Annotated in this window: 8 protein-coding genes; 3 read left to right on the top strand and 5 right to left on the bottom strand. The window is 40.4% G+C overall.

Going from position 1 to position 14331, the window contains the following annotated elements:
• The first annotated feature begins 185 nt into the window (after positions 1–185).
• Positions 186–1586, top strand: a complete 1401-nt coding sequence (gene cycA, locus M5X66_RS06095; protein ID WP_154600298.1) for a D-serine/D-alanine/glycine transporter — start codon at positions 186–188, stop codon at positions 1584–1586.
• A gap of 87 nt (positions 1587–1673) precedes the next feature.
• Here cycA and putP read toward each other — a convergent pair whose 3' ends face one another.
• Positions 1674–3158 (bottom strand): sodium/proline symporter PutP, encoded by a 1485-nt coding sequence (putP, locus tag M5X66_RS06090; RefSeq protein ID WP_036951523.1) that lies wholly within the window; start codon positions 3156–3158, stop codon positions 1674–1676.
• A gap of 493 nt (positions 3159–3651) precedes the next feature.
• Here putP and putA point away from each other — a divergent pair, with 493 nt between their 5' ends.
• Entirely contained in the window at positions 3652–7650 is a 3999-nt protein-coding gene (gene putA, locus M5X66_RS06085) for a trifunctional transcriptional regulator/proline dehydrogenase/L-glutamate gamma-semialdehyde dehydrogenase (protein ID WP_132494633.1), read from the top strand.
• A 378-nt stretch (positions 7651–8028) separates the two neighbouring features.
• Here putA and fliZ read toward each other — a convergent pair whose 3' ends face one another.
• Positions 8029–8541 carry a flagella biosynthesis regulatory protein FliZ gene (gene fliZ / locus M5X66_RS06080; RefSeq protein WP_132494631.1) on the bottom strand — a complete coding sequence of 171 codons (513 nt, stop codon included), beginning with the start codon at positions 8539–8541 and terminating at the stop codon, positions 8029–8031.
• Positions 8542–9565: 1024 nt separating this feature from the next.
• Here fliZ and M5X66_RS06075 point away from each other — a divergent pair.
• Entirely contained in the window at positions 9566–9877 is a 312-nt protein-coding gene (locus M5X66_RS06075) for a DUF5339 domain-containing protein (protein WP_006657479.1), read from the top strand.
• Positions 9878–9961: 84 nt separating this feature from the next.
• On the opposite strand, the gene mgtA is transcribed toward M5X66_RS06075, so the two are convergent.
• From mgtA to cspE, 3 genes are all read right to left on the bottom strand, one after another.
• The gene (mgtA, locus tag M5X66_RS06070; protein ID WP_270103936.1) at positions 9962–12664 is read right to left on the bottom strand and encodes a magnesium-translocating P-type ATPase; all 2703 of its coding nucleotides are present in this window, start codon (positions 12662–12664) and stop codon (positions 9962–9964) included.
• 146 nt (positions 12665–12810) lie between these two features.
• A complete protein-coding gene (locus M5X66_RS06065) occupies positions 12811–13509 on the bottom strand; it encodes an MgtC family protein (RefSeq protein WP_036951537.1) in 699 nt (232 codons plus the stop codon).
• A gap of 484 nt (positions 13510–13993) precedes the next feature.
• Positions 13994–14206 (bottom strand): transcription antiterminator/RNA stability regulator CspE, encoded by a 213-nt coding sequence (gene cspE, locus M5X66_RS06060; RefSeq protein WP_004909801.1) that lies wholly within the window; start codon positions 14204–14206, stop codon positions 13994–13996.
• Between the last annotated feature and the right edge of the window lie 125 nt (positions 14207–14331).

Here is a 14331-nt window from a genome sequence, read left to right as displayed (position 1 = left end):
ATTTTTCGTTAATAGTGTTAATAACCTAGGAGGATCCGTTGGTTAAACCAGCGGTCTCTCAGCCATTTGTAAATTTTCTCTTACTCTAATTGAGATTTATGTCACAATATTTCGAGCAAACACAGCCTCAAACTTAAAAAAATAGTGTGGGCTAATATCACAATGACAATCGGATAAATAACAATATGGAAGAAAATGCAGCGACAACCACCTCTCGGCCATCTTCTGACCGAAATCAACTAAAACGTAGCCTCAGTAACCGTCATATTCAGTTAATTGCCATTGGTGGGGCCATTGGTACAGGGCTATTTATGGGGTCAGGAAAGACCATCTCCCTTGCGGGTCCCTCTATTATCTTTGTCTACATGATCATCGGCTTTGTGCTGTTTTTTGTCATGCGAGCCATGGGGGAATTACTGCTATCCAACCTGGACTATAAATCTTTCAGTGATTTTTCTGCGGATTTAATCGGTCCATGGGCTGGCTTTTTTGTGGGATGGACTTACTGGTTCTGCTGGGTGATCACGGGAATAGCCGATATTATCGCGATCACCTCGTACGTCAGTTTCTGGGTGCCTAATTTCCCGGAATGGGTGACTTCATTTATCTGTGTTGCCACCCTACTGACGCTTAACTTAGTTTCTGTTCGACTATTTGGTGAACTGGAATTCTGGTTCGCGATGATCAAAATTGTCGCCATTGTGACACTAATTGCCGTTGGCGGTACGTTGATTGCGATGAATTTCCAATCACCGGCCGGGCATACTGCATCCTTAAGTAATATTTGGAACGATGGCGGAATGTTCCCAATGGGACTCAGTGGGTTCTTTGCGGGATTCCAAATTGCTATTTTCGCCTTTGTGGGAATTGAGTTAGTGGGAACCGCCGCAGCGGAAACCCGTGATCCTGAAAAATCCCTGCCGAAAGCTATTAACGCTATCCCGATTAGGATCATTGCTTTTTATGTGTTATCCCTGATTGTGATTATGGCTGTTACCCCTTGGCGCACCATTTTGGCGGATAAAAGTCCTTTTGTGGAAATGTTCGTGCTAATCAGCCTGCCTGCTGCTGCCAGTATCGTGAACTTTGTGGTACTTACCTCTGCGGCTTCATCAGCAAACAGTGGTGTTTTCTCCACCAGCCGTATGCTGTTTGGGTTATCTAAAGAGGGAGATGCGCCAAAACAATTTAGTCAGTTATCGAAAAAAGCAGTACCCGCAACAGGCCTAATTTTCACCTGTATCTGCCTAAGTTTCGGTATTGTTTTGATCTACTTTATTCCCGATATCATGCATGCATTCACCTTAGTCACAACCGTGTCTGCGATTTTATTCATGTTTATCTGGAGTATGATTTTATTAAGCTACCTGAATTTCCGTAAGAATCGCCCAGAAAAACATGCCGCATCTCGCTATAAGATGCCTTGGGGTATTTTTATGTCGTGGGTCAGTCTCGCCTTCTTTGCTTTCATGGTGGTGTTATTAGCGTTCCAACATGACACCCGACAAGCATTAATTGCGACACCACTGTGGTTTGTTATTCTGTTTATTGGCTACCAAGTCGTAAAACGCCGTAAACCACGTTGATTATTTGACGAATAAGCAATTAATAAAAATAAAAGGCTGGAAGGTTTCCCTTTCAGCCTTTTTACTATCGATAACCAAATCTATCTATTATTTTGTATTGTATTCAGCTTCTGCTTCATCAAAACGGGCTTGTGCTGCTGCGCTTGGCGCCTTAGTTATCAAGCTGATAACAATGATAGCGATAGTCGCAAAGATAAAGCCCGGGATGATTTCATATAAACCTAACCATTTGAATTTCATCCAAACTAATACTGTTACCGCACCGACAACCATCCCGGCTAATGCACCAGTACGTGTCATACGTTTCCACATAACAGAGAGTAAAACGACGGGACCAAATGCGGCACCAAAACCGGCCCACGCATTACTCACCAATCCTAAGACTTTGTTATTTGGGTCTTGGGCAATATAAATTGCGATCGCCGCGACTAACAGCACCATTCCACGCCCTACCCATACTAGCTCTTTCTGGCTCGCTGATTTGCGGAAAAAAGGTTTGTATAAATCTTCGGTCAATGCGCTGGCACATACTAATAATTGGCAACTTAATGTACTCATTACCGCCGCCAAAATCGCAGACAGCAAGATACCCGCAATCCATGGGTTAAACAGTAATCCGGCTAATTCCATGAAAATACGTTCGTTATTTTTCATTACAGAACCTGCTAATGCAGGATTATTTTCAAAATAAGCGATACCAAAGAAGCCAACAGCAATCGTTCCACCTAAGCATAATGCCATCCATGTCATACTGATACGGCGTGCTGAACGGATCGTGCGATGTGAATCTGCCGCCATAAAACGCGCCAGAATATGCGGCTGCCCAAAGTAACCCAGTCCCCAACCTAACAATGACAAGATGGCAACAAAGTTCATTCCCTTAAACATATCAAGATATTCAGGGTTTTTAGCTTTAATGACTTCGATTGAAGTATCTAACCCGCCAAGGGATAAAATCACGACAATTGGCGTTAAGATCAGGGCAAAAATCATCAATGATGCTTGAACAGTATCCGTCCAACTTACCGCTAAGAAACCACCTAAGAAAGTATAAGCAATGGTCGCCAATGCCCCTAACCATAGCGCTTTGTCGTAACTAATATTAAAGGTGCTTTCAAACAATAAGCCCCCCGCGACAACTCCTGATGCACAATAGATAGTAAAGAAAACTAAAATAACAACCGCAGAAATAATACGTAAAATCTTACTATTATCTTCAAAACGACTTGTAAAATAGTCTGGCAACGTTAAGGCATTATTATTTTTCTCGGTTTGTACACGTAAGCGCCCTGCAACAAACAACCAGTTCAGATAAGCCCCTAAACATAAACCAATCGCAATCCAGCTTTCAGAAATCCCAGCGAGGAAAATAGCGCCTGGTAAACCCATCAATAACCAGCCACTCATATCTGAAGCCCCTGCAGATAATGCGGTTACCACACTACCTAAACTTCGTCCCCCTAGAATGTAATCATCAAAGTTTTTCGTTGAGCGATAGGCTAAATAGCCGATCAATAACATACCCGTGATATATACGATGAACATAATGATCATCGGAGTGCTTACAGTCATCCTGTCGTCTCCATAGTGCGTCTATTTTGTCGTTATCTTTATAATTTTCTTTGATAACTTTTAATCTCAAGGTGTTGCACTTAATTGCACAATTTTGCGTTTTTTGATGCACACCTTATCTATGTTGTGATTGTTTGTGTTGCAATAACTCAATAACTTTGCCACATCATGCTAGACAGACTCAGATGCTTTTAACAAGAAATTAACTATTTTTTGTTCAATAAATAAAAGACACATCACAAATGTTAAACTTTTAAGTCAAATTCTTAATTAAGCGTTTAACTTGCCACCATCTTAAAAGAGAAATCAATATATTGATTTATAAGTAAATTATAAAAACCCAATCAATGGGCATCATAAATCACTCATAAAAATAAGAGTTGTTTCACATTTTCTTCACATAACACATTAACAATGTTGCACAAAGTTGCAACATCATCATAATGGTGTGTAACTTTTGGTATTTAACACCTGTGAAAAGGAAGGAATTAAGATGAGTAGCACAACAACTATGGGTGTGAGACTTGATGAAGAAACTCGTGACCGCATTAAAGCCGCCGCTCAACGTCTTGATCGCACATCCCATTGGCTTATTAAACAAGCTATATATAATTATTTAGAGCAACTCGATAACAACCAAATTATACCTGAATTATCAACGGTTTTGGATACAAAAGATCAGCATTCTGGTGATGAAATTTCGTCTCCTGAGACCCTTTATCAGCCATTCCTTGAGTTCGCTGAGCATATTTTACCCCAATCCGTAAAACGCTCCGCAATTACATCAGCGTACCGCATTCCTGAAACTCAAGCCGTGCCTATGCTTTTACAACAAGCTGAGCTGCCTCCAGAGCAAGCTGATGCGGCTCATAAATTGGCTTACTCCATTGCAGAAAAACTGCGTAATCAAAAAAATGGGGTTGGTCGTTCAGGCTTAGTTCAAGGGTTATTACAAGAATTTTCGCTGTCTTCTCAAGAAGGTGTGGCATTAATGTGCCTTGCCGAAGCGCTATTACGTATTCCGGATAAAGCCACTCGCGATGCGCTGATCCGAGACAAAATCAGTACGGGTAACTGGCAATCTCATGTTGGCCAAAGCAGCTCGATGTTCGTCAATGCGGCAACATGGGGGCTTTTATTTACAGGTAAATTAGTCTCTACCCACAATGAAGCCAAATTATCGACATCGTTAAATCGCATTATCAGTAAAAGTGGTGAGCCGCTAGTACGAAAAGGCGTGGATATGGCAATGCGCTTAATGGGTGAACAATTTGTCACCGGCGAAACCATCGCCCAAGCCCTTGCCAACGCACGTAAATTGGAAGACAAAGGTTTCCGCTACTCCTACGATATGCTGGGTGAAGCCGCTTTAACCGAGAAAGATGCCCAAGATTATATGGTCTCTTACCAACAAGCGATCCACGCAATTGGTAAAGCATCGAATGGACGCGGTATCTATGAAGGACCGGGTATTTCCATCAAATTATCGGCACTACATCCGCGTTATAGCCGCGCGCAATACGATCGCGTGATGGAAGAACTGTACCCGCGCTTACTTTCTTTAGTCTTGCAAGCTCACCAATACGATGTTGGTATCAATATTGATGCTGAAGAAGCAGATCGCTTAGAAATTTCTTTAGATTTACTCGAAAAATTGTGTTTTGAGCCGAAATTAGCAGGCTGGAACGGTATTGGTTTTGTCATTCAGGCTTACCAAAAACGCTGCCCATTTGTTATCGACTCAATTATTAATTTAGCCGAACGCAGCCAACGACGCCTGATGATCCGTCTCGTAAAAGGCGCTTATTGGGATAGCGAAATTAAACGTGCGCAAATTGATGGCTTAGAAGGTTATCCAGTTTATACACGCAAAGTGTATACCGACGTTTCTTATATAGCTTGTGCTCGTAAATTACTGTCTGTACCTAATTTAATTTACCCACAATTTGCGACTCATAACGCACATACATTATCAGCTATCTACCAAATTGCAGGTAAAAACTACTACCCAGGTCAATATGAGTTCCAATGCTTACATGGCATGGGCGAACCATTATATGAACAAGTCGTTGGTAAAGTGGCTGACGGTAAACTGAACCGACCATGTCGTATTTATGCTCCAGTAGGTACCCATGAAACCTTATTAGCATACTTAGTACGCCGCCTCTTAGAGAACGGGGCAAATACTTCGTTTGTTAACCGAATTGCGGATGCCACGATCCCATTAGATGAATTGGTTGCTGATCCGGTTAAAGATGTTCGTGAATTGTCTAAAACTGAAGGGCAAATTGGCTTACCACACCCTAAAATTCCATTACCGCGCGACCTATATGGAACCCGTCGTGTTAACTCAATGGGCTTAGATTTATCTAACGAACACCGCTTAGCATCACTCTCGAGCGCATTACTCAATGCTGCGGCACAAGAAAAAATCGCGGAACCACTGCTGGGTGGTGAATTTGTGGCACAACAAGCGTTACCTGAAGCTGTCGCAATTATCAACCCAGCCTGTCATCGTGATATCGTTGGTAAAGTACGCGAAGCCAGTGAACAAGAAGCTGAACATGCGCTTGATATCGCCACTGATGCGGGTGCGATTTGGTTTGCAACGCCACCATCTGAACGTGCAGCTATCCTGTTACGTGCAGCTGACATTATGGAACAACAATTGCAGCCATTATTGGATGTGCTGGTGCGTGAAGCTGGGAAAACTTACGCGAATGCGATTGCTGAAGTGCGTGAAGCGGTTGATTTCTTAAACTATTATGCAACTCAAGTTCGTGAAGATTTTGATAATAACACTCACCGCCCTCTTGGCCCTGTTGTTTGTATCAGCCCATGGAACTTCCCATTAGCCATTTTCTCAGGACAAATCGCAGCGGCATTAGCCGCAGGCAACACTGTGCTGGCTAAACCGGCGGAACAAACACCATTAATTGGTGCTATTGCGGTATCCATTATGCATCAGGCGGGTATTCCTCGTGATGTCCTGCAATTTTTACCAGGTAAAGGTGAAACTATCGGTGCAAAATTAGTAGGCGATCAACGCGTTCGTGGCGTGATGTTTACTGGCTCAACCGAAGTCGCGGGCTTATTGCAGCGCAATATTGCAGGTCGCTTAGATGCTCAAGGTCGCCCGACGCCACTGATTGCAGAAACTGGTGGATTGAATGCGATGATTGTTGATTCTTCCGCTCTCACAGAGCAAGTCGTCACCGATGTCGTCGCCTCTGCATTTGATAGTGCCGGTCAACGCTGCTCTGCATTGCGTATTCTTTGTGTTCAAGAAGATGTCGCTGACCGAACAATTCGTATGTTAAAAGGTGCGATGGAAGAGTGCCGGATGGGTAATCCTGAACATATCTCCACTGATATTGGTCCTGTTATTGATAGTGAAGCCAAAGAGAATATTGACCAACATATTCAACAAATGCGCAGTAAAGGCAAAATCGTTTTCCAAGCCGTCTATGCCGATAGCCAAGATCAGCAAGAACAGGCAGAAGGAACCTACGTTAAGCCAACGCTGATTGAGTTAGATAATATTGGTGAGTTGAAGAAAGAAATTTTCGGACCAGTTCTGCATGTTGTTCGTTTCAAACGTGATGAGTTAGAGCAATTAGTTGACCAAATCAATGCGGCTGGTTATGGATTAACATTAGGTGTTCATACTCGCATTGATGAAACCATCAACCAAGTGGTCGCTAAAGCGAAAGTGGGCAACTTATATGTTAACCGTAATATGGTCGGTGCTGTTGTCGGAGTGCAACCATTTGGTGGTGAAGGACTTTCAGGTACAGGACCTAAAGCCGGTGGACCGCTTTATCTCTACCGTTTATTAAGCGAGCGTCCTGAGAATGCAGTTTGCCAAACACTGGAGCAGCAAGACAGCCATTTACCAATGGATGCAAGTGCTCGCGCTGAGTTACTCGCACCATTTGAAGCATTCTCTGCATGGGTACAAAAACAGAAAACGGATGTTGAGCAATCCATAATTGAACAATCTACGGTTGAACAATTTGCGCGTTTAACGCAAGCCGGTACAACACGTTTATTACCAGGACCAACAGGTGAAAAGAACACCTACACCTTACGTCCACGCGGCACTATTTTATGCCTTAGCGATAATGAGCGTGATTGTTTGACTCAATTATCTGCTGTGCTCGCAAGTGGTTGTCAAACATTGTGGGAAAATAGCGAACTGCACCAGAAGCTATTTAAATCACTGCCAGAAAAAGTTCGCAAAACTATCTCATTCACCAAAGATTGGCAAAACACAGTGGAGCCAATTGAAGGTGTGATTTATCACGGAGATTGCGACCAACTGAAACATGTTTGCGAAGCGATTGCCAAACGTAAAGGACCGATTATTTCTGTTCAAGGCTTTGAGCGTGGTGAAACTAACTTGCTCATTGAACGCTTAGTGCATGAACGTTCTTTAAGTGTGAATACTGCCGCAGCGGGTGGTAATGCAAGCTTAATGACTATCGGATAATAAGCAAAAGCCTGAGTTTTTCAGCCCAGAATAATATAGGCTGATTAACTCAGGCTCTCTCTTAGCAATAACCCCTTGAACTACATTCATAATATTCTATTTCTTTATCATTAAATCCGAATATCCACTTACTTTTTGTTTTTTGTCATTCTTATTTATCTATAAATTTAATTAAATAGTTCCCATTAATTTTTATCATTATATATTAAGTATTAGCTATAACAGTTGATTAAGTTTAATTCCAAATCTGTTCAATTTATGTCATTTATACTGACTATTATTCAAAAATAAAAAAGGTGCCCTATTGGACACCTATTTGCCTATTTTAGTATTAAAAATAATCGTATAACCAACTATTTTTATTAACTTAAAATATTATTAGTTTTTTTCTGACTGCCAGCTTAAATACTGCTCATATTTACGTAGTGCAATATTGTAGTTGCTAAATGCTGAATCAGTCATTTTATCGCTCAACTGTTCTTGAACTTTACTTGCGGTAAAATCTTTCATTGAAAAGTTAGAGGATGACAGCAGTTCATCTAAGCGGCGCAGACGAACAACGTACTCGCGGACGGTGCTATGACTCATTTCTGTCTGTAAGAACAAATACTGTTTAAAAGACATAATATCGAAATAGTCTGTATTGCTATTACAGAAAATTTCACTACAAAAACGACAAAGTGCTGTAAATTGCCCTTGAAGTTCGCCCCAAGCCGCTTCATCAACCAAATCGGTCATGTCAGCGATAGCTTCTTTATTCAAGATACCATCGTTGAAAACGAGGGAGATACGATCAAGAGTTTTATTACAGTGTGCACAATGAGTTTGGCTGTGTTTAAAATCTTTAATATAACGACTCAACGGCCGTTTCTTTACAATAGAAGCAGACATAATGGTAAAGCCCTGTGTGTAATTATAAAAATAAAAAGTAACAAGATAAATCCGGTTACATACATACCATGCCCATAGCATTAATGATTGTCTGCTATGTTGCATATCGAGATAAGCGTAATTGCCTTATCTCATTTTCTTACTTTCCCTTTGTAAGGTGGATCCTTCTGGGAATGTAATGTAAGAAAATTTATTTCCCTTTGTCCGAAGCATTCTAACCTGTCTAAAACACTTTGGCGAATTTCTTATGAGAGTAATTTTGCATGTAAATTTGACCTAGCGTCAACCTAACGAACCTAATCGTTGTTAACCTAAATAGCAAAGTTTTATCACTTAAAGAACCAAGATTCGAAAGGAGGCCCCCCTTGGAGGCACAGACTTTACCTGATAACCCCCTAAAGGTTCAAAGGAAATTTAATTTAAAAATCAATATTATATAGTGAAAAGCATTTTATTGATAAATTTGTGATACAGCTCACTTTTCACTTCTATAATCGCATTTTAAATGTACAGCCATTAATTCTATAAATATTCGATAATTCAGTTTTATAAGTGAGGTGTAAATTATTTTTTACACTACTTCTTAATTTTAATTATTTTTACTGTATATGAAAAAAAGTTATTAGTGTCATTAGAAAAGTTATAAGGAGTTTGATTTTCTCCTATTATATACAATTTTTAGTTACTTCTACTTAACGTATTTTTTACAAAATGGTTTACTACTCGCTAAGTATTTTATGCGGTTATTCTTATTTCATGAATAAGAGAACTCAATATCAATTACGTATTTATACCAATTAATAATAATCCATTCTTATTTTTCGCACGTCATAATAAGCTAACATAAAGCACAATAGATAATTATCGCTACAAAAGTCATTTATAAAGTATAACTATTTATATTAAAGATTAACCATTTGAATTAATTATCAATTTCCTTTTTAGGATTTGTTACATTGATAAAAGAAGATCCTCTTATATACTTAATTTGCTTTATATATAAATAATTTTAATAAGGTTGATTATGAAAAAGATGATTTTAGCTTGTGGACTGGGTTTATTGGCATTGACAATCACTGCGTGTTCAGAAGAAGAGAAAAAAGGTCAAGTTGCTGGTGCAACTGAAACTTGTAACGCTTACTTCGCTGAAGTTGATAGCTTAATTGCTAAAGCTTCTGAGAACCCACAAGCCAAAGCTCAATTAGATGCGATGAAAGGTCAGTTAGAAGAAGGTAAAAAGCAAGTTGCTGCTTTACCTAAAGACCAACAAGATCAAGCTTGCCAGCAAGGCATTGATGCAATGAAACAAATGAAAACAGCTTTAGGTCTGCAATAGTCTTTCCTACTCTGTTAAAAAAAAGAGCCTATATGGCTCTTTTTTTATTGTACTGTTTTACTAAAGTAATGTGACTTGAGCAGACTATAACCAAGTTCCAAAGCGTTTAATATAAATGTGCTTCATCCCTTGTGCTACAAAACAATAACTCACTAATGTCAGCACTAACCAAGGGAAATATTCCATTGGTAAAGGCTGCAAGCCAATCATCGTACCAAATGATGAGAACGGAATATAAAGTCCAAGAGCCATGATAATTCCCGTTGTCAGTAACACGGGTAATGCAGCCGTGCTTTGAATGAAGGGAATTTTTTGTGTTCGTAGCATATGAACGACCAAGGTTTGCGACAATAATCCCTCAACAAACCAACCAGATTGGAATAGTGCTTCATGAGCTACACTATTGGCTTGGAATACATACCACATCAAAGCAAATGTCGTGATATCAAAAATGGAAGATGTTGGACCAATCCAAATCATAAATCGTCCAATATTTTTCGCATCCCATTTACGTGGACGTTTTAAAAATTCTTTATCCATTTTGTCCCAAGGTAATGCTAATTGGGACATATCGTACAGCAAGTTTTGAACCAGTAAATGAATAGCTAGCATCGGTAAGAACGGAATAAATGCACTCGCAATAAGAACAGAAAATACATTTCCAAAGTTAGAGCTAGCGGTCATATTTAAATACTTAATAATATTCCCAAACGTTTCTCTTCCTTTGATAACCCCTTGTTCTAATACCATCAAATCCTTTTCTAACAGAATAATATCCGCAGACTCTTTCGCAATATCGGTACCCGTATCTACAGATATTCCTACATCAGCATCCCGTAAAGCGGGTGCATCATTGATCCCATCCCCTAGGAAACCGACAGTATGTCCATTTGCTTGCAGTAGTTTTAGGATCCGAGATTTTTGTAGTGGGGTTAATTTGCAGAAAACGGAAACTTGCTCAACTTTCGTTTTCAGCTCATCATCGCTCATTGCCTCGACTTCAAGACCAGTCATTATCTCATCGATATTTAAACCTACATCATGGCAAATTTTTTCAGTGATCACGGCATTATCACCCGTAAGCACTTTGACCATCACGCCATTTTCTCTTAGTGCAGCAATAGCCGAAATTGCACTCTCTTTTGCAGGATCTAAAAATGTAAGAATACCTTGTAACTCGAGTTGTTGTTCTGCTTGAGCCGATAACGGTAACAAAGCTTCAGCATCATTCAATGAACGCGTTGCCAGCAGTAATACCCGGAACCCCTGTTTATTATAGTCACTGACCAGCTCCGCAATCCTAGCTTTAGCTTGGTCATCCAATAAGACGGAGTGTCCATCTTGCTGATAACTATGACAAACAGCCAACATTTCTTCCGCTGCCCCTTTACAGATCAATAAAGCTTCACCTTCAGGGGTTTTTACTGTGACGGATAATTTTCGGCGAATAAAATCAAATGGTAGTTCATCAATTTTTTGATAAGCCTTCAACTGCTCGACTTTATCATTGCCACGTCCACGTCGAATAATTGCCTGGTCCATCATATTTTTGGCACCACTTTGATGGAAACTATTCAACCACGCCAATTGCAAAATTCGGCTATCTTTTTGCCCATTACTGTCGAGATAATGCTCTAAAATGATACGATCTTGCGTCAATGTTCCCGTTTTATCGGTACATAGCACATCCATCGCACCAAAGTTCTGAATAGCATTGAGCCGTTTAACAATAACCTTGTGCTTAGACATGGCTATCGCCCCTTTTGCAAGGTTTGAGCTCACTATCATCGGTAACATTTCAGGGGTTAATCCCACCGCAACAGCCAGTGAAAATAGTGTTGCCTCAAACCAATCACCTTTAGTGAATCCATTGATTAATAAGACAATCGGCACCATTACCAGCATAAAGCGGATTAGCAACCAACTCACACTATTCACACCGCGATCAAAAGCAGTTTGAGCTCGAGTTCCCACAATCGATTTGGCCAGCGAGCCTAAGTACGTTTTGCTCCCCGTTGCAACCACTATGCCCCTCGCCGTTCCACTCGTTACATTGGTGCCCATCAAACAGATATTGGAAATTTCAAGTAATTCATTTTCTGTCGGTGATGCGGGTTCCAAACTTTTTGCGGACACATTTGCGAGAGTGTCATATTTTTCAACTGGGATAGATTCCCCCGTTAAAATAGCTTGGCTGATAAATAGATCTCGGGATTCCACCAGTTTTAAATCCGCAGGAACCATGTCTCCAGCTGATAATAAAACGATATCCCCTGGCACTAAGCATTTGATTGGTACCTCTTTGCGAATAGAACGTCCCGTTCTATTGTCGCGACGGTATACCGTTGCTGTGGTTCTTACCAAGGATTTCAAGGCTTCTGCCGCTTTATTGGTTCGATATTCTTGCCAAAAGCGCAGCAATCCACTTAATACAACCATCGTGACAATGATGATAACGCCCGTTAAATCAGTCTCTTCACCTTGACGCTCAGGGATCACGTAATCAGTAAAGAAACTCACAATCGCGAGGATCATTAAAACAAAAATAAATGGGTTTTTAAAAGAAGTGAGTAATTGCTTCCAAGCAGGAGGTGCTTTTTCATGAGCAACTTCATTTTCCCCCTCGACGACTAGACGGTCGAGAGCCTCATTTTCAGACAACCCCAGAAGGTTAGTTTGATATTCATTGAGAACCTGCTCAATGTGTTTGCTCGCTTGTTCGCCAACAATGAATTTTTGGCGTGCAGGGGCTTTTGCGCCTTTGCGCTGATGCCTTATTTCAGTCATAACGTTATCTCAATAGAGTACAGTTGTACTTTTTAAACGCTATCTGACTGAAAATATTGTATTTTAGCCAGATAGCTCCTGTTTATATCTCCAAGACGGGGGGTGCTCGTCCATTTCGGCTCCTTTAATCAGTTAATTTTTAGCAATCAAGCTGGTAGCTCGGATGCCACTTTCCAATTGATAGCACTGACACTTTGCTCAAGACTAATCCGGCAAACCAATGCTTCTATCTCTTTTTGCTCGACTGGCGTGGCAAGAAACTCTGCACACACCTCCAATTGTTCTGGTTTCAATGTATCTGCGCTACTCAATGACTGTAAGCGAATATGCAGGCCATTAATGGCTTGTAAAATCAACGTTCTAACAAGGATTTCATCACCTTGGTGACACATCACACGAATTTTATAACGTTGTTCAACATCCAATGCCTGCTGTTGCGGTTGGCGATTAATTTTTGCTGCAGCTTCACGCAATAGAATATTTGCGCATAAAATCAATAAGGTAGCTATTGTGGCCAGTGAGTATTGCCCTAACCCACATAACACACCAATTCCGGCTGAACACCATAGTGTTGCAGCAGTATTCAGACCTCGAATATTCATGCCTTCACGCATGATCACTCCAGCCCCTAAGAAGCCGATACCTGACACAATTTGTGCAGCAATTCGACCAGGGCTATCAGGTGAAGTTGTCACTGAACTCAAAATAAATACGGCTGCTCCCGTTGCAACCAATGCATTCGTACGCAATCCAGCCATTCTTTGACGCCATTGACGCTCTGCGCCAATTAATGCGCCAAGGCACATTGCAGATAAAAGATTTAATATATCCGGTGTGAAAAACATAATGATCCCTCCATCAAATAATGGATAACAATTAATGGGCAGAATAAAAAGCCCATGCCAAATTGCTGAATAAATAAATATTCAGTAATTAATGGCTATTGCCCGGAGGGAATAGAGAATAAATATAAACTTGCATGATACACACTCACTGCAACAGTGACTATTTCATTCGGAAAATGAAAAATTCTTATATAAATCAGGGAGTATGAGTGATAGAAACATCAGACACCGCCCGCCGTAGTGGCAAGCAGCTAATAGAAGAGATTATTAATTACTTGCCAATTAAATTAAATTTTTATTACAACTCTGACTGTCCAAGTAATTTATCTCCAATAGATTAATTGTGAGCTGAGTATAGATGCGGCTAATTATTAAGTAAAGATTTAAATGTTAATTATTTTTACACTATATTTTTTATTTTTCAGAAACGAAAAAGCCCGTCCTTAAAAAGGACGGGCTTTAGAAAATCAGTTAAGCAATTAGCTTAGATAGCAGTTACGTTAGCAGCTGCTGGGCCTTTTGCACCGTTTTCAATGGTGAATTCAACTTGCTGGCCTTCTGCCAGAGTTTTGAAACCATTGCCCTGAATGGCAGAGAAGTGGACGAAAACGTCTTTGCTACCATCAGCTGGAGTGATGAAACCGAAGCCTTTAGACTCGTTGAACCACTTAACTTGACCTTTCATTTTGTCGGACATTTGACTTTTCCTATATAACATCAAAAAAACTTGCCTTTTGGCATATATGGGCCAGAGTCAGCTATTTAATCAGGGAAACACCAAGATGAAGCGTCACGGTAAAAGGCTATCTGTGATAACTTTTT

Origin of the sequence: Providencia sp. PROV188 (genome assembly GCF_027595165.1) — a bacterium.
GTDB lineage: Bacteria > Pseudomonadota > Gammaproteobacteria > Enterobacterales > Enterobacteriaceae > Providencia > Providencia lanzhouensis.
The sequence above is the reverse complement of the archived record's forward strand: the minus strand, read 5'-3'. Positions and strand labels throughout refer to the sequence as shown.